Source organism: Thalassotalea sp. PLHSN55 (assembly GCF_052030545.1).
Taxonomy (GTDB): Bacteria; Pseudomonadota; Gammaproteobacteria; order Enterobacterales; family Alteromonadaceae; genus CANMXU01.
The window spans coordinates 132,023-154,439 of sequence record NZ_JBPDIH010000009.1 but is presented as its reverse complement, the minus strand read 5'-3'; the positions used below and the strand labels follow the sequence as shown (position 1 = coordinate 154,439).

Annotated in this window: 15 protein-coding genes; 6 read left to right on the top strand and 9 right to left on the bottom strand. The window is 41.1% G+C overall.

The window, feature by feature from the left end; genetic code table 11:
• The first annotated feature begins 23 nt into the window (after positions 1 to 23).
• Positions 24 to 353, top strand: coding sequence for a met regulon transcriptional regulator MetJ (metJ, locus tag ACRRSQ_RS17130; RefSeq protein WP_440876994.1), 330 nt, complete (start codon positions 24 to 26; stop codon positions 351 to 353).
• A 99-nt stretch (positions 354 to 452) separates the two neighbouring features.
• On the opposite strand, the gene rpoH is transcribed toward metJ, so the two are convergent.
• From rpoH to ftsY, 4 genes are all read right to left on the bottom strand, one after another.
• Complete coding sequence (rpoH, locus tag ACRRSQ_RS17125; RefSeq protein ID WP_440876993.1) at positions 453 to 1,319, bottom strand: RNA polymerase sigma factor RpoH; 867 nt, start codon at positions 1,317 to 1,319, stop codon at positions 453 to 455.
• 207 nt (positions 1,320 to 1,526) lie between these two features.
• Entirely contained in the window at positions 1,527 to 2,495 is a 969-nt protein-coding gene (gene ftsX / locus ACRRSQ_RS17120) for a permease-like cell division protein FtsX (RefSeq protein ID WP_440876992.1), read from the bottom strand.
• Positions 2,488 to 3,192, bottom strand: a complete 705-nt coding sequence (ftsE, locus tag ACRRSQ_RS17115) for a cell division ATP-binding protein FtsE (RefSeq protein ID WP_440876991.1) — start codon at positions 3,190 to 3,192, stop codon at positions 2,488 to 2,490. Before ftsE ends, ftsX begins: the two co-directional genes overlap by 8 nt.
• A 67-nt stretch (positions 3,193 to 3,259) precedes the next feature.
• Complete coding sequence (gene ftsY, locus ACRRSQ_RS17110) at positions 3,260 to 4,450, bottom strand: signal recognition particle-docking protein FtsY (RefSeq protein WP_440876990.1); 1,191 nt, start codon at positions 4,448 to 4,450, stop codon at positions 3,260 to 3,262.
• 117 nt (positions 4,451 to 4,567) lie between these two features.
• Here ftsY and rsmD point away from each other — a divergent pair, with 117 nt between their 5' ends.
• Together rsmD and ACRRSQ_RS17100 are read left to right on the top strand one after the other, a co-directional pair.
• Entirely contained in the window at positions 4,568 to 5,161 is a 594-nt protein-coding gene (gene rsmD, locus ACRRSQ_RS17105; RefSeq protein ID WP_440876989.1) for a 16S rRNA (guanine(966)-N(2))-methyltransferase RsmD, read from the top strand.
• A gap of 105 nt (positions 5,162 to 5,266) precedes the next feature.
• On the top strand, positions 5,267 to 5,653 hold the full coding sequence (locus ACRRSQ_RS17100; RefSeq protein WP_440876988.1) for a hypothetical protein: 387 nt from the start codon (positions 5,267 to 5,269) through the stop codon (positions 5,651 to 5,653).
• A gap of 1 nt (position 5,654) precedes the next feature.
• Here ACRRSQ_RS17100 and ACRRSQ_RS17095 read toward each other — a convergent pair whose 3' ends face one another.
• From ACRRSQ_RS17095 to ACRRSQ_RS17085, 3 genes are all read right to left on the bottom strand, one after another.
• On the bottom strand, positions 5,655 to 6,254 hold the full coding sequence (locus tag ACRRSQ_RS17095) for a YjaG family protein (RefSeq protein WP_440876987.1): 600 nt from the start codon (positions 6,252 to 6,254) through the stop codon (positions 5,655 to 5,657).
• Between the two features lie 130 nt (positions 6,255 to 6,384).
• Positions 6,385 to 8,004: a hypothetical protein gene (locus ACRRSQ_RS17090; RefSeq protein WP_440876986.1), complete on the bottom strand. Its 1,620-nt coding sequence runs from the start codon at positions 8,002 to 8,004 to the stop codon at positions 6,385 to 6,387.
• A 167-nt stretch (positions 8,005 to 8,171) separates the two neighbouring features.
• A complete protein-coding gene (locus ACRRSQ_RS17085) occupies positions 8,172 to 8,939 on the bottom strand; it encodes a SapC family protein (RefSeq protein ID WP_440876985.1) in 768 nt (255 codons plus the stop codon).
• Between the two features lie 266 nt (positions 8,940 to 9,205).
• On the opposite strand from ACRRSQ_RS17085, the gene ACRRSQ_RS17080 reads away from it, so the two are divergent.
• Positions 9,206 to 9,526, top strand: coding sequence for a hypothetical protein (locus ACRRSQ_RS17080; protein ID WP_440876984.1), 321 nt, complete (start codon positions 9,206 to 9,208; stop codon positions 9,524 to 9,526).
• 88 nt (positions 9,527 to 9,614) lie between these two features.
• Here the strand turns inward: ACRRSQ_RS17080 and ACRRSQ_RS17075 are convergent, their stop codons facing one another.
• Together ACRRSQ_RS17075 and pulA (ACRRSQ_RS17070) are read right to left on the bottom strand one after the other, a co-directional pair.
• On the bottom strand, positions 9,615 to 11,618 hold the full coding sequence (locus tag ACRRSQ_RS17075; protein ID WP_440877007.1) for a glycoside hydrolase family 97 protein: 2,004 nt from the start codon (positions 11,616 to 11,618) through the stop codon (positions 9,615 to 9,617).
• Positions 11,619 to 11,674: 56 nt separating this feature from the next.
• Positions 11,675 to 14,461 carry a pullulanase-type alpha-1,6-glucosidase gene (pulA, locus tag ACRRSQ_RS17070; RefSeq protein ID WP_440876983.1) on the bottom strand — a complete coding sequence of 929 codons (2,787 nt, stop codon included), beginning with the start codon at positions 14,459 to 14,461 and terminating at the stop codon, positions 11,675 to 11,677.
• 434 nt (positions 14,462 to 14,895) lie between these two features.
• On the opposite strand from pulA (ACRRSQ_RS17070), the gene ACRRSQ_RS17065 reads away from it, so the two are divergent.
• Positions 14,896 to 17,886, top strand: a complete 2,991-nt coding sequence (locus tag ACRRSQ_RS17065; RefSeq protein WP_440876982.1) for a TonB-dependent receptor — start codon at positions 14,896 to 14,898, stop codon at positions 17,884 to 17,886.
• Between the two features lie 94 nt (positions 17,887 to 17,980).
• Positions 17,981 to 22,348, top strand: coding sequence for a pullulanase-type alpha-1,6-glucosidase (gene pulA, locus ACRRSQ_RS17060; protein ID WP_440877006.1), 4,368 nt, complete (start codon positions 17,981 to 17,983; stop codon positions 22,346 to 22,348).
• Positions 22,349 to 22,417 lie beyond the last annotated feature (69 nt).

Below are 22,417 nucleotides of genomic sequence, written 5' to 3'. Positions count from 1 at the left end.
TATCGAAGTATCGAGGTAAGTTCATGGCTGAGTGGAATGGTGAGTATATTAATCCTTACGCGGAGCACGGCAAAAAAAGCGCGCAAGTCAAAAAAATTACTGTCTCTATCCCATTACGTGTCCTTAAGGTGTTAACCGATGAACGCACCCGTCGCCAAGTCAGTAATTTACGCCACGCTACCAATAGCGAACTGTTATGCGAAGCATTTTTACACGCATTTACCGGTCAGCCTCTACCTGACGACAATGATTTAGCTAAAGACAATGATCAAAAGCTACCTGCTAGTGTACGTAAACTGCTTGAAGAGCAAGGTATTACCGACTTCAGCGCTTATGAAGTTGATGAAGATTAAATTAGACTTATAAAAAATAGACATAAAAAAACCGGCTTTTTAGCCGGTTTTTTTATGTCTATTTTTTATGCTTAAGTGCTAAGCAAAACTAAGCCACTACTATATCACCATAGTGTTTTTAAGTTTTGTTAACGCATTCTTTTCAAGTTGGCGAACACGCTCTGCTGAGATTTGGTATTTATCTGCTAGCTCTTGTAAAGTCGCTTTATCATCCGTTAACCAACGGGTGCGAATAATATCTTGGCTACGCTCGTCTAAATCCACTAATGCAGAAGTTAAACGTTGGTTTGCGTGATTCTCCCAATTGTCGTCTTCAACAATAGTTGCTAAGTCAGACTGCTTGTCTTCAAGATATTGTGCTGGAGAAAAACTACCAGCGCTTGCACTGTCGTCTTCATCAGAAGAAAGTTCAAAGGCTTGGTCTTGGTTACTCATACGAGATTCCATTTCCAACACATCTTTAGTACTTACACCTAAAGTTTCAGCAACGTTATTAATTTCATCATTACTAAACCAACCTAAGCGCTTTTTATTTTTACGTAAATTAAAAAATAATTTACGTTGAGCTTTAGTTGTTGCAACTTTAACAATACGCCAGTTACGTAAAACAAACTCATGAATTTCTGCTTTGATCCAATGAACAGCAAAAGAAACCAAGCGAACACCCACTTCCGGGTTAAAACGCTTAACAGCTTTCATTAAACCTACGTTACCTTCTTGAATAAGATCAGCTTGCGGTAAACCATAACCGGCATAGCCTTTAGCAACGTGAATAACAAATCGTAAATGCGACATAATCAGCTCTTGTGCAGCTTGTAAGTCGTCATGCTGATGGAGGCGTGTAGCAAGCTCCTGCTCTCTTTCGGCAGTAAGCATAGGAATGCTATAAGCTGATTGCACATATGTTTCAATGCTGCCACTACGTGGGACGGTTAACGCCATCGATTGCATTGTATTTATCCTCATATCCATTTACTAAAATTTTTACGCCCGTGATTTTATCAATAATAAAGCAAAAGATCACGAGGTGATTCTCAACACTACCTAAGTAGAACGGGGAAAACAACTTTCTATTCCACTTTTTTTAAACTAATTTGTGTATTTTTGTTAAAAGAAGTAACCCAAAAAGCGCTTTGAAGGTGAAAATGGTGGCAAGAGTGTAAAACAAAGGTTTTAATCTGTGGTCGGTTCAATTTCTCTAATGTGTTTTCTAACAGATAGATAGCTGCCAACAAGGCCTAATGTAACAGCAAAAGATAACAGTAAAATGTACTCAAACGCCGATAGTCCTTGTAAAGTAAAGCTACTGCGGTAAAGGTCGGTAATTTTTTCGACTGAGCTTGAAAGATAATACGCCAACAAGCTGACGGTAATGCCTGAAAACAAACCGCCTAAAATGCCATACCAAACGCCAGAGTATAAAAAAGGGCGTTGAATAAACGCGTCGGTTGCCCCGACGAGCTTCATTACCGCGATAGCGTCTTTTTGATTTAATATCGCCAATCGTATGGTATTGCTGACAATAAGCACCACAGATAGACATAACATAAGTGCGACACTGATGACGATATCTTCAACTAACTGAGCAATGGCTTGCAAACGCGTCAACCATTCTAGGTCGAGTTTACCTTGTTCTACTTCTCGGTGTTGCTCAAGTTTATTAAGCAATTCTTTGGCGGCAAGGCTTTGGCTTGCCCGCTCAGTTGGCGTCACAATTAAAGTTGCCGGGAGTGGATTACTGTCTAAATACTCAAGCGCTTGTCCAAAACCAGAGAGCACTTTAAAGTCATCTAATGCTTGTTGTGCGGAAATGTATTGCACATTGGCGACTTCAGGCAATAGTTGCACCCGCTGCACTAAATTTTGCGCCGCTTTATCCGTAACTGACGTTTTTAAAAATAAGCTAATTTGCGACGCTGACTGCCACTGGTCAGTGATCACATCGGTGTTTTTAACAAACAAATGTAAGGTTGCCGGTAAGGCTAAACTTATGCCTAATACCAACACGGTCATCACCGACGTAAATGGTGTACGCCACAAATCACCTAAACTGCCAATCGCTTGTTGTGCATGCCGCGCTGGCAAGGAAAGTAGTCGCGTCATTAAGCCGACTTTTCTTTTCGAAGTTGATAACTTACTCATCAACTTCTCCTGGCACTTGTGTCTGCAAGCCGTCTATCAGCCCGTCATTAATCATGGTGCCTTGTTTTAACGTTAAGGTACGATATTTCATACGAGCAATTAAGCCTAAATCATGCGTCGCAATTAATACGGCAACACCGACAGCGTTAAATTCTTCAAACAAACGGATAATATCAAGTGATAATTTAGGATCTAAATTCCCAGTTGGCTCATCAGCTAATAATATTGGCGGTTTATTAACAATGGCGCGGGCAATACCAACGCGTTGTTGTTCACCACCTGAAAGCATATAAGGGAAACAACGCAGTTTGCTAGTTAAATGTACTTTTTCAATCGCCGCTTCAACACGTTTTTTTATATCTTTATGGCTATAGCCTTCAATCACTAAGGGTAAAGCAACATTGTCAAAAACGGTGCGGTCCATTAATAAGTTATGGTTTTGAAAGATCATGCCGATGCCGCGGCGTACATAAGGTATTTGGCTATATTTGATCCGCGCAAGCTCAGTACCGTCGATTTTAATACTGCCGCAGCTTGGTTGCTCCATTAAGCTAATTAATTTTAACAAGGTACTTTTACCAGCACCGGAATGGCCGGTTAAAAAAGCCATTTCGCCCGCAGCCAAATTAAAACTTACATTTTTTAAAGCGGCAAAACCGCCTGGATAGGTTTTACTGACATTGTTAAAATTAATCATATAGGGTCAATATGGCTTCTTATTATTAGCGTTATTTAGTGACAGCTTTGCTCAGATCATTCTACCGTTATTGTTCTTCAGAAAACAATGCGTTAATAAAATCTTCACCATTAAACGGGCGAAGATCATCAATGCCCTCGCCAACACCTAGGTATCGAATAGGAATATTAAACTTATCGGCAATCGCAAAAATAACACCACCTTTTGCAGTGCCGTCGAGTTTACTTAAGGTTAAACCGGTTAAACCCACGGCTTCAGTAAAGAGTTGTGCTTGGCTTAAGGCATTTTGTCCGGTCCCGGCATCTAGCGTTAACATGACTTCATGAGGGGCAGAAACATCGAGCTTTTTCATCACACGGACTACTTTTTTAAGCTCTTCCATTAAGTGGCCTTTGTTTTGTAATCGCCCTGCGGTGTCAGCAATTAGCACATCAACACCACGTGCTTTTGCCGAGCTTATGGCATCAAATATTACCGAAGCACTATCCGCACCAGTATGTTGAGCAACTACCGGAATATCGTTACGCTCGCCCCATACTTCTAATTGCTCAACAGCTGCCGCTCTAAACGTGTCGCCAGCTGCTAGCATGACTGATTTGCCTTGTGCTTGAAATTGCTTAGCTAGCTTACCAATTGTGGTCGTTTTACCAACGCCGTTAACACCCACCATTAAGATAACAAACGGGCCGTCACTTTCAGGGATCACTAACGGCTGGTCGATTGGCTCTATTACCTTTTTCAATTCAAGCTTTAATAAATCATAAAGCGCGTCAGCGTCTTTTAATTGCTGACGAGACGCAGCAGTTGTTAATGAATCAATAATTTTGGTGGTGGTTTCAATACCGATATCCGCGAGCAATAAATGGGTTTCAAGCTCTTCAAATAAATCATCGTCAATTTTTTTGCCGCGAAATAAACCGGCAATACCACCACCAATATTTTGCCGAGTTTTAGACAAACCTTGTTTTAAGCGCGCAAAAAAGCCCTGCTTCGCTTCTGGCTCTGGCTCTGGCTCTGGCTCTGGCTCTGGCTCTGGCTCTGGCTCTGGCTCTGGCTCTGGCTCTGGCTCTGGCTCTGCAACATCAGATACAACTACCTGTTGCTGCGCAAGGGTTTCCTGTGCTTTTTCGTCATTGGTAGCAGAATTACCTTCTGCTTCAACCGTTTCATCTGTAGTTGACTCTGGCTCTTGTGAAGCTGATTTCTTATCGTCCTGACCAAAGCCTAACCAGGAAAACATACCTTTTTTCTTAGACATAAATGCAATTACAATATAATTAAGTGGATTCGAATGGCATTTTCATACCAAACAAGGATAAAATTGCCGATATAGTACCACTTATACTCTCGGTTAAAAACAAAAGCTATTTATCCTATGACCAAACGCAACAAAAAAAACAGTAAAGCCGCGCCAACAGGCAATATTCGCATTATTGCCGGTAAGCATAGAGGCCGAAAATTACCTGTGCTAATGGCTGAAGGTTTACGCCCCACCACCGACCGAGTAAAAGAAACGGTATTTAATTGGCTAGCGCCGTATATTCTTGAGAGCAATTGTTTAGACTGTTTTGCTGGCTCTGGCAGCTTAGGTTTCGAAGCACTTTCAAGAGGCGCACACCATGTCACCTTTTTAGAGTTAAACCCAGACGCAGCCAAGCAACTGCAAGCCAACAAAGCTACCTTAAAAGCAGATAATGTCACCATTTGTAAAACGGATGCTTTAAGCTATCTAAAGAACGAACAACAGCAATATTCTCTGGTATTTATTGATCCTCCTTTTAGAAAAAATTTAGTAGAACAAACCGCACAATTAATTGACCAAAATTTGTTAGCTGACGAGGCGTTAGTGTATGTCGAAATGGAAAAAGATAATAATACTCAGCAAATGCCAAGTCACTGGAAGCTATTGAAAGAAAAAACGGCTGGACAAGTAATTTACCTTTTATATCAGATAAATAAGACTAGCTAGTCTCTACAAAACAGTTACAGACTTTTCATCAAACTCCATCAATACTAGCTATTAAGAGCGATAAAAGCTTAGTGGCAATAATAAACGTGAAACATGGAGGTATTGATGGAAGCATCAGTCATACACACTCAAGCATACTGTGGTAGTGATACTTATATAGAATCGATTAGTTATAACTGTGAGTATTTAACGATAATCGTTTTTGCCAACCCAGATAACACTTTTGAAATTAACTTTAAGCAACCGATCGGTTTTCGGTGTTTAGATGAGAGCAATTTATTGGAGTTTTGGGAGAACAACGTCATTATTAATAACTGGCTATTGGAAATTCATAATTCCGGCTGGTTAGCTCAAGAAAGTCTTCGTTATGGATTTTTATCAAAAAATCAATCATTAACGGAATACCTAATTAAAGGTCAGAATGACTGCGTCAATATTATTAGTCTCGAGCAGCCACAAATCAGGTTAATCAACAATGAAGTCGCTAACTAACTTAGTCTATTTCAATACCTAAATTAGATAAGCCTTCTTCCAATACTAAAGCTTTGATTTTTTGGCAGGTTTGTTTATTCTCTGGCGCATTTTGCAAAACATCGAGTAATTCTTGCTGCACCTCTTGTTCCCACATCATTAAGGGGTGCGCTAAAATTGCGTCGTCAGATCCGTCAACATCATTACCACTTTCTTGTTCATGCGCCAATAACAGCTCAATATAAGCAGACACACTGTTTTCTGAAAGGCGGCAAACATTGCTAAAGCCTTGCGTGTCTTTGTCTTGCATCGCTTGTAATAGCGACATCAGTGCCATGCATGTATCAAGAGCAGGAAAGACCCCAAAAAATTCAAAAGACTCAGGATCAGGAATTTGCTCTTCAAGTTTTAATAGTTGCGCATCATAATTAATTTTACAGCGGTTATTTTTATCTAACCATTGCCATATTAAATCTAATTGATTGCGTAATATCGCCGGATTGCCAAACTCAACATTGTCTGTGAACATTTTATAATTAGGCAACATGCGTTCAAGCAATGCTGCTGAAAACGCTATTTGACGCCACTGACTTAATGTTAATAATTGAGCTTGAGAATTCACTAATGTTTACCTAAAAGAATACTGAACTGGGCAAACATTATAGCCAGATATGCCCGTGACACTAGCACTATATTGTTTTTACCTATGATATTAATGGACAAAAAAAGCTTCAATATTGCCATCTACACTGTTAAGAAGAGTTTTTTGCTAGCTGCTTTTGTGCATATTCAAACCGTAAGCGATACTCAGTGACTTTTTCTTCAAGTGCTGATACTTGCTCATCAAGCTTGGTATTTAGCGCTAAGTTTTCATCACGCAAATACTTAATGGTTTCACGCGCTTTATCGTATTCCACCGCTTGTTTTTCTTTATTCGCATGAGCGAGTTGTTTATTTTTTTCTGTTTGCTGTTTAACCGCTTGCGCATCTTGATGTAACTGCTCAACTTCTGCCTGTAAAACGGCGGTTTTTTCTTCAGCAATATTGAGTGAATCTTTTAAGTTATCTTGTTGTTGCTGCCAAACACTGGTTTGTTGTTGCCAGTTTTTCTGATCTTGCGCTATTTGCTGCTGTAAATGCTGCAAAGTATGCTGATCTTTGGTGCTTTGCTGCTCCATTGTCGCCATTTTATCTGACACGCTGGCAATTTGTTGCTGATAACCATCAGTTGCTTTTTCAAAACTTATGACACGTTTTTGTTCAACGTCTATCGACGCTTTGAGTTTTGTTAACTGACTTTGATATTCTTGCTCATTCGCTTTCAGTGATTGTTTTATTTCGTCTAACTCTATTTGGCTTTGTTTACCTAGCTGTTCCATTGCTTGGTTACTCGCTTGTAAGTCTTGCTCTAGCAAGGTTATTTGTGCAGTTGCTGCTGCTAATTGATTTGTGGCATCAGCTAACTCTGTCGACATTGACTTTTCTTGCACTTGCGCTTTTGTTAGCGCTTGTTCCAACGATTGTTTATCATCCGTTAAAAGTTGGTTTGCTTTACTCAAATTTGATGCTTTTTCGGTATCTTGTTGTTGCTGATGTTCACTTAATTCAAGTGCTCGCTCAGCAGATTTAAGCGCTTGCTCTAATTCTGACTTTTGTTGAACCAACAAATTCACTTGTTGTTTTTCTTGCGACAACTCTTCATTGGCTGAGCTCAGCACCTGCGTTTGCTGTGCTTTAAGATGCGCCAGTTCGGCACTACTATTGTCTAGCTGCAAACGTAATTCAGAAATTTGTTGGTTTTGCACTTCCAAGGTTGCTGATTTGGCTTTTAGGTTCTTCTCAGTATTGTCGGCCGCTTTTTGAAAGTCATTATTTTGTGAATTTAAGGTTACAAGCTGTTGCTCCGCTGCCAGTTGCTGCTCGGCAAGCTGTTTTTCACTGGCACTTAGTTTTTCAACCTGCTCAGTTAAGCTCGAAATTTCTTGCAGTTTTTCTTTAAGAACTTGTTCAGTATCGGTAAGTTTTGCGCTATTGAGTTCACTATTTTGTTGAAGGCTTTGTGCTTGCTCAGCGACTGTTTCTGTTAATTTTGCTATCTGGGCTTGTTGTGCTTTATCGTTTTTTTCGCCTTGGCTTAAGTTCGCCATCAGTTCTGCATTTTTGGCTTGCTCGCTTTGAAGTTGCTGCTCAAGCGCCAAATAGGCCGGTTGCTGCTGAGTTATTTCCTCAGTTATCTGCTCGCTGATGTCTTGTGATTGGGAGTAGGTGCTGAGAAATGATGAAATTTTCTCTTCGACTTGCAAATAAATGTCGCCTGCAAGTATTTGTACTTGCTCCTCTACGTCAGAAGAAAGCTTTTTCGGTTTTGTCATAGCACTCCCGCCATTAACCCAGATCAGATCTATTTTTCAGTATAATTCAATACACTAGCACAGCAACTTTAAGCTGTTAATTTATAATGAACAATTTTTAAGCTTTTCTTTTTTCAGGCAATAAAAAAGAGGCTTGCGCCTCTTTTTGTTGCTAACTTGCAAAAATGTTATTTTTTCGCTTCTTCAGCACCTGCTACAGCGAACTGTACGCCTGCAACTTTCGCTTGAGAATCACCTAAATTACGTAATTGCGCTAAACGGTTAACTTGACCAATAGAGCCTAACATTGCGTGAATTGGCACAAACAAACCACGTTTGTGGAAATCTAACACTTTGTCATCTGATAATTCTTGTAGTTTTTTCTCGTCGATACCGAATAAACCAACCAGCTTTTTCTTCTCACCTGTGCTTAACGCAATGTTTAATTCAAGTTCGATGAGTAAGTCGTTGTCGGTAAGTTCTTTGATGAACTTTTCAGTTAATACTTCGTTGTCGTATAAACGCCCTAGTGACTCTTGTACGCTTTTGAAGAAGTCAGTATCGTTACCTTCTTCATCAAATAACGCGTGCTCTTTATCTTCACCAACAAATTCGCTGTCTAGATCAACACATGTCGTTAAGGTTTTTTCTTGCTCTGGGTCTAAACCTAAAGCAAATGGTGATTGAGCGATACTTTGTGGTACATAAATCGCGTCCCACTTGTTTTCTGAATAATATAAATTTTCGCCTGCTTCTAAACCTAACATTACGATACTGCGGTAACGTTCTGAGTCAGGATCTTTAACTAAAACAATTGGATAACTTGCTGCTGCTTGCGCATATTCACGAGCATGAATTGGCACTAGATGTTGATTTGCCACATGAGCTAAGTTTCTTTTTGAAGAAATTTTTAAATTCTTATGCGCTTCTTTTCTAACCGGTACAATATTTGCCATTCTCGTTCTCTTTAATTTAATAATATGCCTTAATATCAGATATTTAAAAACCAACTCTTGGTCAGGATCGGTAACTAAATTTCGGCACTTTTTTTATGGTTAATATAAGTTATGGAGACTCATTTTTAGCTTTCAACTGCTACAGACAAATAATTAACGAATTATTTATTTATCTTTGCTTTAAATCGTCACAAAGCCTGTACATAGAGCAAAATAGCTAACTGTGTTATGCTTGAATTGTCCATTAAATTTTAATGTGTGCCGCCATGAGTTTCGTTGCTTACAAACCGATTATTGCGCTATTAACTGTTGCCATTGTGGCAATACCCGCGTATGCCATGCCAAAAATTACGGTAACCAAGCGACTCAATATTGAAGGTATTACTGAAGTACAAATATATAACGAAACACGAAAAGAACTCGCCTGTTATGTTGCCATCGATGGCCAAAAGCGAAAGTTTAGACTGCTCCCTTTTACCTCTTCTGATTGGTATAAATCAAATAGCCCTGCATTTAAACACACCGACTACAGTACGTGGTGCGACTATATTGAATTTCACCCTAGGTATAAACAATACAAAAACTAACGCGATAGTTATAAAAAAACAGCGAACAAGCTGATATTGCCCGTTCGCTGTTTATTCAATTTTTCTTGGTTAACTATTTAAGTAATGACTAGTTTAACGCCTTAAAACGTATCGCCGCACCACCACTTGTTGCCAATGGCAAGGTTAAGCTTGATTTAGCGGTAACCGTTTGCTGCTCAATAATCATCTCGTATGGATTATCAATCCATTCCGCCTTTTCACCATCACGATAGATTTGCGCTTGATAACGTCTGTTCGCATCTAAAAAGTCTAACTTCACAGTAACAGAGCGTGCTTTTTCATCCGTTAACGCGCCTAAATACCAGTCGTTACCCTCTCGTTCTTGACGTGCAAATACCACGTAGTCACCTACTTCACCTGCGATTGCTTTACTTTCTTGCCAGTCAGTAGGTACGTCACGAATAAACTGGAACGCGTCCATTTTAGCTAAGTAATTACGCGGTAAATCAGCAGCCATTTGAATTGGACTATAAATCACCACATACAAGGCTAATTGTTTAGCAAGTGTTGTTTGCGGACGATTAGTATCTGCGCCTAAGCCATTAAAACCTAAATCAAAAATACCTGGGGTGAAATCCATAGGCCCTGCTAACATGCGGGTAAACGGTAAAATTGCCGCATGCTCTGGTGGGTTTGGCGGTGTGCCCCAAGCGTTAAATTCTTGTCCGCGAGCACCTTCTCGAGCAATCCAATTTGGATAAGTTCTACGTAAACCTGTGTCTTTAATGGGTTCGTGCGTATTAATGCTAATTTTATGTTTCGCTGCTTCAGTTACGCTGTGTAGGTATTCTGCTGCCATAAATTGACCGTCGTGCCATTCTTTGCGCACTATGCCATTTTCATCGATACGTTTAATGTTAGCACCGTCAGCCACATAACCAGTTTTGACTTGGCGAACACCATGCTTTTCATACAAAGCAAAGGCATCTGACATTTGGTTACGGTAATTAGTAACACTACCTGAGGTTTCATGATGACCAATTAAACGCACGCCTTTAGCTAAACCGTGCTCACTTACCGCTTTAATATCAAAATCGTCGTAGGCTTTAGTGAAATTAAAAATATCGCCATTGCTATACCAATCATCATCCCAGCCATAGTTCCAACCTTCAACTAATACGCCATCAAAACCGTATTTTGCGGCAAAGTCCATGTAACGTTTAGTTTCACTGGTGGTTGCACCGTGTTTTTCACCGCTGCCCCAAGTATTTTCACCAATGTGCATGCCCCACCAAATGCCGACATATTTACCCGGTTCAATCCAAGAGGTATCTTCTAGTTTGCTCGGCTCATTTAGATTCAAAATAATGTCAGAATTTAATAAACCAACCGCATCTTTACTGACCTGAATAGTACGCCATGGCGTTTTAAAATTTGCCGTGGTTTTAACTAATATACCGTCAGACCAAGGCGTTAAGTCTGCTTTCATTACGCCTGGGCGCTGCTGATTTAACGTCATGCCCGCGTAATCAACTAGCGCGGCTTCATGAATGCTGATGTGAATGCCAGAGTCGAGTTTGTAAGTAAATGGCGTATGCGCACGGTCAACCGACTCGACGTCAGTGGTATTGTAAACATATTCATAACGGTTCCAACCGCGTGCAGGGATCCACCATGCGGTAGCAGCACTTGGTTTTTCAACGGCAAATTCAGTTAGCTCATCAATAATTTCAATGTTTCCAGCTAAGCCTTTTTGTGTAGGTACTTCGTAACGAAAGCCTAAACCGTCGTCAAAAACACGAAAACGCACCTTAAACGTATTGCTGCTAGCGCGCGCTGTTTTAAACGTAACGGTAAGCTCGTTATGATGATCGGTTACGGTTTTTCGCTCACCCCAAGGTAGCTCCCATGTCGAGTTATTGCTGTCGGTTTTACTACTTTCTATAGTAAAACCTTCACCAAGTTCGTGAGCATTTTTAAAACGCATACCTAATTTAGAGCTGGTGAGTGCGGTTTCTCCTTGAAAGCTAACTTGGTAGCTTGGGCCACCTTCATCACTGACAGTTACAACCAAATCTCCGCTAGGCGATTTAACGGTAATGTTTTTAGCCAATAGTGCACTTGGTAACATTAAACATGCTAAGCCCAATAAATACTTAGGTTTAGTAAAATTCATAATGGGGTTCCTTATTTTTCGACAAATACTGCCGTGGTTAACGCCGGCACATAAAAGCCGTTTTTATCGACCTTGCTAGTAGCTACTCGGTCATCAATACTTTGTTGTAAAATTGGGTGTAACTCAAAATTTTCTATAGTGAAATCAAGCGCGAAATTTTCCGCTGAAAATTGTTGCGCTTTACTATCCGTATTAAAAATAACAACAACATTTTTTTCGTCGCCGCCTTTTATGCTCATCACAATTAAACCGAGTTGCTGCTGTTTGCCGGTATTGTGAAAAGACACTTGTTCGATAATTTGCTCGGCAGTGGTTAACCTTAGTTGCGGTAAACTGGCACGAACTTTCAACATTTCTAAAAATACCTCGGCGCTAAAAGCGATATCTGACGGCTTAACGTGATCGCGCCCTTGGTTTTTCGTTAACAAGGTATTAATCATCGTCCAATTGTCGCCATCTTTTACTTTAGGCGGTAAGCCAACATTGTAATTATTGTCTTGTTTTGAAAAATCGACTTTATTAAACCAATCGCCGTAGTCATAACTGTCGCGTAAAAATGATTTAGAGCGCAGTAATTCAGATCCCATATGAATAAATGGAATGCCTTGGGCAAAAATTGGAAATGCTAAACTTTGCATGTGCATGCGCACACGGTCAGACGTTGGTAGCTGGTAAGCAATACGATATTGGTTATTGTCCCAAAGCGTTTGGTTGTCGTGCTTAGAGATATAATTAATGGTATCTGCTGGGTCAAGTGCATAACCTGTTGGCTGATCGCCATAAGGAATATCTTTGCCAAGCACCTTGTCGCCATTGGCATTTTCAAGTGGGAAATTAGCAAGATTGGCCGCCAAACCGACGCGAATTTGGTCCATTTTTAAATAGTAGTCGCTTAAGTCACCCTCTTGTAATTCATTAGGCATAGTACCCAAACCATTGCCTATGCCCTGACTTTGTCGAATTTGTTCTCCAACCGCATTAAATGCACCACCACGTACTGCATCACGCAGGCGATCGGTAAAGGTACCAATTTCCGTTCCGGCTAATGCCAACTGGCTTGCTTGTTCAAAACGTTGATGATTAGCCACTTCGCCAAAATTCCAACCTTCACCGTAAAAATAAGTATCAGGGTCAACCGCTTGTACTGCTTTTCGTGCTTGTAACATCGCCGCTTTTGGTTGATGGGCCATTAAGTCAAAGCGAAAACCGTCAATTTTATAATCTCTCGCCCAAACCACGAGTGAATCAATCATTAATTTGCTCATCATCGCCCGCTCTGTCGCGGTATTATCACAACAAGTCGATTGGCTGATTTCCCCTGAAATGGGATCTAAACGGTGGTAATAATTCGGCACAATTTTATCGAGCACTGAGGTCGGTGCAAGCCCCGCTTGATGAGTATGATTATAAACCACGTCCATAATCACGCGAAAACCAAGTTGATGAATGCTTTGCACCATTTGACGAAACTCAACAATGCGCTTTTCGCCTTGGGCATTAAGTGCATAGCTCCCTTCCGGCACCGTATAGTGATACGGATCGTAGCCCCAGTTGTAATTATCAACCTCACGCAGCGCCGATACTATCGCTTGACGACTTTCATCACTGGCTGGCAATTTGGCAAGGTAGGCCGCTAAGCTGATATTTTTGTCATCACTACCTGCACACAAATTATCAATGTTATGCAACTGACACACTTTCGAAACACGAGTATTCATGTCAATAACGGTATCTTTATCTTCATTAATGGTGCCTAAATCAAACGTAGGCATTAAGTGAATATTATTAACACCCGCTTCTTTTAACGCTTTAAGATGCTTAATGCCGTCACTGTTTTTTTCAGTAAAGGCTAAATATTTGCCGCGATATTGTGGCGCAGACAAACTGGCATCATGGGCACTAAAATCACCAATATGAGTTTCATAAAAAATATTATTTTCAGGTGCGCCAACACTTGCAACAGGCTGAGTTAACCAACCGTTTGGCATAGTATTCGCGGCATTTAAATCTATGACATGTGAGTATTCACTATTGACCGACAAACTTAATGAATAAGGGTCGGTCACCTGAATGCTTTCAATTTTTCCAGTACGTGGGTGATACACGTCCAGTAGGTAGCGATAATAAATGGCAGACGAGTTGTGCACTATTGTTGCCTGCCAAATGCCCGTTTTGCTATCTTCAGTTAACGCTACTTTTTCAATTGGCAAAGGTTGTAGCTGCTCGTTAAATAACAGCACCGAGACTTGCTGCGCGGTTGGTGCCCACAATTTAAAATTAACGCCTGTAGGTAATAAGGTTGCGCCCAGATCGGTGACTTCATCAGCATCATTATCGTTTGACGTATAAAGGTCGTCGATAACATTGCCGGTTTGCAGATATGCCAAGTGTTGTTTATTTTCAGCTAACGTAAAGGCAACCGCCAACTTGCTTTTTAGCCAAACTTTAATGTCTTCTGGCGGTAAATTTACTTGATAGGCTTGAAAAGATGCTAAATGGGGAAACGTTTTTTGTAGCGCGCTCGGCATTTCGGCGGCGACAAGTGCAATACGCTCAGCAACGTGGTCATCAGGCAAAGTAAAACGCAGTAGCTGTGCGTTAATGTTTGCATATTGCTTCGGGGCAACAATAATGTTTTGGCTGAGCCAATGGGCTGAAAAATCAACTGTCTGAGCTTGAGCAAATAGGTGTTGTTGACTAACTGATGTCGATGTCTGCTCAGCAAGTTCACTCTCAACCGAGCATGCCGATACACTCATCAAACCAATTAAAAACATTATCTTCAACAAACTTTGCATCAAAATACCCTAGTGAACTTAGTGTCTTTACATAATGGCTAGGTTAGGAAAAATATACGAGTGCTTGCATACGTATTCAAATAAGAATCAATCAGTTTACGATCACTTTTCAGTCAAAAATTACAAATCAATTACATACGTATTCATAGCCTTATTTCACCACAAAAGCGGTGTTATTTTTAAATTGAAAAAGTTAACCTTGGCTTGAAAATAAATCATAAACTATTGAATTAAAAAATTAATAATAAAAATCGACATGATTTTATTTTGATTTACAAATCGGCAAAGGCCAAGTAAATAGCTTAAGCGATGAATACGTATGCAAATCGTATCTATTCTTTAATTTGCTTCTTAGTATTAAGGTGATAACAGATAAATCAGTCGGATTACTGAACAATTATAACTAGATCATGGAAGATAAAGAGGAAGCACACATGTCAACATTTAAACCAAGCAAGCTTACCCTAGCCATGCTCTCTTGCGGTTTAATTGCGTATTCTGGAGCAAGTTATGCTCAAGAAGAACAGCAAGCTACAACGCCACAAGCAGAAGAGTCTATCGAGGTAATTGAAGTAACCGGCTTTCGCCGCTCTTTAATTCAATCTATTAACCAAAAACGATTTGCCGATACGGTAACCGAACAACTCAGCGCCGATGACTTAGGTAGTCTACCTGATGTTTCAATGGCAGACGCACTAACCCGTTTACCCGGTGTTTCTGCAGTTCGAACCGGTGGACAAGCCGCTGAAATTAACATTCGCGGTATGTCAGGCGGTTTTGTTCAAACCACGTTAAATGGCCGTGAACAGGTATCAACAAGTGGTCAACGTAGTGTTGAATTTGACCAATACCCGTCAGAGCTTATTTCACAAGCGGCAATTTATAAATCGCCTAAAGCCTCTCATATTGAAGGTGGTGTTGCCGGTACGGTTGAATTAACCACGGCAAGTCCGTTAAAGAACGATAAGACCCATAGTTTAAATATTAATGCCCGTGGCATGTATAACGATTTAGCCTCAGATGTGCCTGATGCAACCTCAACGGGTCATCGTTTTAGTATTTCTTATCAAGGCAAATACATGGACGATACTGTAGGTGTCGCCTTAGGTTATGCGCGTTTATTCCAGCCAAGCGCTACCGCGCAATTTATTGGCTTAAACTACAGCAAATTACGCGATGTTGATAACCTAGAAAACGACACGAATGGTCCAACAAAAGAAGACGGTGTTCATTTAAATAAAGAATACATTAGTGAAGGTTTTGAAATGCAACATAAAGGCGGCGAAGAAACACGCGACGGCTTTATGGCAACCTTAGAATGGCAACCTACTGACAATTTCCAACTTAAAGCTGATGGCTTTTATTCAAAGTTTACCTCTGAAGAGTTTGCTCGTGGTTTTCGCGTAAAATTTGAAGGTGAGCAATCAGCGATCAGCAACCCTGTTATTTATGACAACTCAGTGATTGGCGGTACCATTAATCGTACGTCAAACAGTGCCACCCGCGTTGAAATGGTCAACGACGATAACTCTGACGTAGATGAAGTGGCTAGCTTTGGTTTAAACGCCGATTGGCAAATTACCGAACGTTTAAACTTAAACATCGATTTATCACATTCATCAGCAACCAGTGAATTTCAAAATGGTTTAATTTGGGCACTTGTCGCACAAGATGCCAACGCCGAAACACCGATGATCGATAACAACGTATCGATTAGTTATTTACTGAACGGTTTAGATTTACCTGATATTGGTTTAAGCCAAGCAGACGCTTTTACCGACCTTAACAAAGTCATGGTCAGTAAATACGGTATTTATCCTTACGTAAACTCAGATGAAGTTAACGCCGTTCGTCTCGACTTAAGCTACGACTTAGACAACGACTTTATCTCGTCAATTGAAGTGGGTGCTCGTTATTCTGAGCGTGAATATAGCAACGACCGCTCGGTATTTGAATTTGGTAGCGACAGCAGCTTAAATTCATTAGAAGCGCCACTTCGCATCACCGAAGATATGGCTAGTGTGGTAAATTGGGGTGGCGATTTTTCTTATTTTCCAAGTTATTTAGCGCTTGATCAAGACAAGGTTCTTGATGCGTGGTTCCCAGAAGGGCGTCCACAACCAGTGCAAACATGGGGTGACCGCGCCAGCGGCGTTATTAACGGTGCCGCCACAGGTAAAACTTCCGACTGGACACTCAAAGAAAGCGGTAAAGTATTTGAAGATATTTTGTCAATTTACTTAATGGCAAATATCGATACTGAGCTTGCTGGTATTCCAGTTACCGGTAACATTGGTGTGCGCATGGTAGAAACCACACAAGCGTCTACTTCATTACAAGATGTTGGATTAAGTAATAAGTTTGACCAATATGGCGAGCCGATTAAAGATGAAAATGGCAATGCCATTGAGTTTCCTAATGCGCATTTAGGTGCTCAGTTTATTACTGATGAAGTTGGCTTAATTAACCAACGTTATTTCCCAACGGTGATCAGCAATACCTATCGCGACTATTTACCGCAGCTTAACTTAAACTTTCAGTTAACCGACAGCGACCAAGTACGTTTTGCGGCTGCCAAAGTGATGAGTCGACCAAACATCGACCGTTTAGCCTCTAACTCTAGCTTTAACATTTCACCGGTTTATTCAGGTACCGATAGCTATGCGGAAGTAAGTGGTCAGGCGAAAAATAGCCCAGCGCTTAAACCGTTTTATGCTAATCAGTACGATATTTCTTATGAAAAATACTTTACCGACACCGACGGAAAATTTGTCGCGGCAGTATTTTATAAAGACATTGAATCAGCGGGCATTATTACTCAAACCATCACCAACTTTGACTTTGCTGGCAATGGCTTTGCCGTACCAGACAGCTACGACGATCCATTAACGGGCATTCCTTTAGAAGTACGTAATGGTAGTTTCGAAACGGCTTTTAATGATGAGCAAGGTGGTTATATACGCGGTTTAGAACTGGGCTATACGCAAGTATTCTCATTCTTACCTGAGTTATGGTCAGGTTTAGGTTTTGACGCAAGTTACTCGCATACCCAAAGTGAAATTCAACAAATTTCATCGGTGGGTCAACAAGACTTACCTATCTCGTTGCCAGGTTTATCTGAAAACGTTTTACAGACTACCCTATTTTGGGAATACCAAGGCTTTGAAACACGCTTAAGTGTGCGCTATCGCGATGAATTTGTTTCTGAACAAGTAGCGGTTGAAGCGCAAACGGTGAACTACGACGGTGAAACTGTCGTGGATTATCAAGCGTCATACCAAGTAAACGACAATCTAGGGGTGGTTTTTCAAGTGAATAACTTAACCGATGAACCCACCAAAAGTTACTTCGGTGAAACGGCACAAACCGGTACCTTGCAGTACTTTGGTCGCCAGTTTTTCATGGGCATGACCTATTCATTGTAAACACAGTTATAGCGAGTATATAAAAATGATAAATCTTAAAAAACTGTTTGTTGACAATAAATTAGCGTCAACTTACCAACAAAAAAGTCATAGTATGATCAAACTATTCATTGTCACCCTATTTACCTTAATGGTATCGGCGTGTGGTGGCGGCAGCGACTCTGGTGAAGATGGTCAAGTACTATTAACCTGTGACGTGCCTATGGTACCAAACGCAGCAGGCACAAGTTGTGTGGCACCAGAGCCAATTCAATGTGCCGCGCCGACAGTACCTGATGCATTAAATGAAACCTGTATTGTTGGCGCCGATCCTAACGCGCCTGATCCAGAATTCTTTCCAAGTGAACGCCAAGCGGTTTTGTATTATAACCGCGGTGCAGATGCTGATCCGAGTGAATATGACGAATACAAGGTGCACAATTGGAATGATCCAACGTGTGATGCCTACGCAGATGATTCACTCGCCGAAAGCTGGAGCAATGGCTTATCGCATACCGCCATCGATGCAAACTATGGTGCGTACTGGGTATTTAATCTAAAAGAAGACTTTAACGAGTGTGGTCACTTTATTATTCATAAAGGTACCGACGACGCTGGTAAAGAGTTTGGTGGCGGCAACTGGAAAATGCCACTAATGCAAGACGATGAAACTTTCCAACGCATGAACTTTACCTTTACCGGCGAAGGTTCAGTGTTTGAATTTCCAATTGTATCTTTAGGTGAACAACCACTGGCAATTAAAGATATTGCCGGCCACTGGATAGACGTTAATACCTTTGTTTGGAATGCAGACCCTGAAGGGAAAATTGGTGTAAGCCAAGTAAAACTGCATCATTCAGTAAGTGCCGGTATTGTCGCCGATGCTGAAAATAACGATGCGGTTAACGGTACAGTGGTTGAATTAACGCCGACAGATTTAACCGAAGCACAACAAGGCACTGCGCCACGTGTCGCGGACTTGCCTGCGTATTCGGTAAATTTCACTGCTGATGAAGCAAAAGCGGTTGCTAAAAATCAACTGGTACTAGTAGGTTACGACGCTGATAACACCCCAGTAGCAGCCACCTATGTACAAGCAGACCTTATTTTAGACGACCTATATACCAAAGGTGACGCTGACGCTAACGAAGCAAACTTAGGCCCAGTCTATGATAATGGCGCAGTAAGCGTATCTGTTTGGGCGCCAACAGCGCAAAGCGTTAACCTTAAAGTCTATAACGCCGCTAAAGAAGAAACTGCGACCCATGCCATGACTGAAGATCCGATGACAGGTATTTGGTCATATCAAGGTGACAGCAGTTTAGATCGCCAATTCTATCGTTTTGAGCTAAGCGTTTATCATTATCAAAACAAAGCCATGGAAATGGTGGAAAGTACTGACCCTTACTCAGTGAGTTTATCTACCGACGGTATCTACTCGCAGTTTGTTAATTTAAACGATGAAGACTTGCAACCTGAAGGCTGGTTATCACAAACCATCGCCAGCATTAACAACTATGAAGATGCCGTTATTTATGAAGGCCATATTCGTGATTTTAGTGTCAGCGACGAAAGTACCAGTGCAGAAAATCGCGGTAAATACTTAGCCTTTAGTGAGCTTGAGTCTGCGCCAATGCAGCATCTAAAAATGCTTGCTGATAACGGCTTAACGCATTTTCATATGTTACCGGCTAACGATATTGCCACCATTACAGAAGACCCTGCAGAGATCATTAATCTCGACAGCACAGTGCTTGAGCTATGTCAGAAAAATATCGATGCAGAGCCTTGTTACCAAGGTCGTGACAATGACACCATCCGTGACGTATTAGAAAGCTACGATCCATCATCTAATGCAGCTGCAGAGTTAATGGACATAGTGCAAGACTACGACAGCTTTAACTGGGGTTACGATCCTAAACATTTTAATGTGCCAGACGGCAGTTATGCATCAAACCCTGACGGTGTTGCTCGTATCAAAGAAATGCGCGCAATGATCAAAGGTTTGCATGATATCGGCTTACGCGTGGTATTAGATGTTGTGTACAACCATACTAATTCAGCAGGTTTATGGGATAACTCAATACTCGATAAAATCGTCCCAGGTTATTATCACAGCCGCAATATCACCACAGGCTCGGTCGAAAATGGTACCTGTTGTAGCGATACCGCCTTAACTCATAAAATGATGGACAAATTGATGGTCGACTCACTTAAACAGTGGACTGAGCAATATCAATTCGACGGCTTCCGTTTCGACATTATGAGCCAAGGTTCTAAAGCGCAAATGCTTGCCGCACGTGATGCTGTTCAAGCAATTGACCCAGACAACCACTTCTATGGTGAAGGGTGGCCTAAAACCAGTTATGGTTTTGAACGAGCCGATCAAAAAAGCTTAGCAGGTAGTGAAATTGCCACCTATAACGATCGCTTACGTGATGGTGTACGCAAAGGCGCTCTATTTAATAACCAAATGGAAAATAGTGAGCACTTTGACGACGGTTATGCGTTTTACCAACAAGATATTATTAAGTTTGGTATGGCGGGGACACTCGAAAACTACGTTTTAAAAAGCGCAGGTGGTAACGACTCTGTAGGTAGTGCTTTTGGTATGTACGCGAAAGATCCTGCTGACATTATTAATTATGTTTCTAAGCATGACGATGAAACTTTATGGGATCAATTACAGTTTAACTTACACAACTCTCTTAGTTTAATGGAGCGTGTGCGCGCGCAAAACGTTTCACAATCAATTGTATTGCTTTCACAAGGTATTCCGTTTCTACAAATGGGCGGTGATTTCTTACGCTCTAAATCGTTAGACCGAAATACTTATGATGCTGGTGATTGGTATAACCTCGTAGATTTTACATTAACGGACAACAACTGGAACAAAGGTCGCCCCATTGAAGCCGGTTTTAGTATCGAAGAAAAAACTATTTATGACAAAGATAAAGTATGGAAATCTGAACAAGAAAAGAAGAATGAATTAGTTTCATTTTCAGTGGGCAGTCAATATCAAGTTCAAATGTCAGATATGCAATTTGCTTCATCAGTATTTAACGAGTTTTTAAGCATTCGTAGCACAAGCCCGTTATTTAGACTGACCACAGCGCAAGACATTATCGAACGTGTTGGTTTTCACAATATTGGTAAAAATCAAACTCAAGGCTTAATTGTGATGAGTATTGACGACGGTACTGGCTTAACGGATTTAGATGCAAACGTTGACGCACTAGTTGTTGTGGTAAACGGTAGCAACAGTGAACAAACCCATACCATTGCCACCGCTGAAGGTTTTGCGCTACACGGCACTTTAGCCAACTCAGTTGATAGTACAGTTGCATCAGCCAGTTTTACTGCCGGTGAAGGCGAAGGTAGCTTTACCGTACCAGCATTAACCACAGCGGTATTTGTTAAAGCACAAGGCGAGAGCCAAGGCACAGGTTTATCTGCTTATGCAACATCTGGCGCACCTGATGTAGTACCTTACGGTGATGGTATTCCACTAGTAAAAGGTGAAATGAATGGTTGGGGCAATACCGATGCTTTTGCTTATAAAGGCGACGGTATTTACCAAGCAAGCTTAACCTTAACGGCCGGTGATTATTCCTTTAAAGTAGCAGATAAAGATTGGACAGCAGCGATAAACTTAGGCGCACCTGCTAGCGGCAATACAGTAACAGAAGGTGAAACTTTTACGTTATTACCGGGTAGTAACGACAACCTAAGCATTACCATTGCCCTTGATGGAATTTATGTGTTTGAACTTGATGCTTCTAATACCGACGCACCAACATTATTAGTTAAAAATGAAGACCCATTTATTGGTACGCCAGTTTATTTACGTGGCGGTATGAATGGTTGGGGTGAAACAGATCTGATGACACATATTGGTGGTGGTATTTACCAAGGTACCTTTACGATCAGTGCTGAAACTCATTCATTTAAAATAGCCTCGGGTGATTGGTCTACGGTTAATTTAGGCGCTAACTCCGCTGATGAAGTAGTGACTGAAGGTGCGGTAATGTCTTTATTATCAGGCAGCAACGACAACTTCAGCATGACCTTTACTGAAGCAGGTGAATATACCTTCTATGTTGATGTCTCTGATTTAGCCGAGCCAACATTATCCGTTTACAAAGCAGAAATGTACGCTGGTACACCTGTATTCATTAGAGGCGGCATGAATGGCTGGGGCGCAGTTGATGAATTAGCCTATGTTGGCAATAGTAGCTACAGCGTTGAAATAGACTTAAGCGCAGAGTCTTATGAGTTTAAAGTGGCTGATGCTGACTGGAGCGACATTAATATGGGCGCTGGCGAAACCAATACAGTAGCTGTAGGTTCAGCGGCTTTATTAGTACAAGGCTCACAAAGTAACTTTAGCCTAACTATTACAGAAGCTGGCACTTATATCTTCACAGTTGATGGTCCCAACCCAACAGCTGCTACGGTAACAGTGACTAAAAAACCTGAATAAGCAATACATCGCTTAGTTACGACAAAGGTAAGCTATAAGGGTCGGTGACAATTTTGTCACCGACCCTTT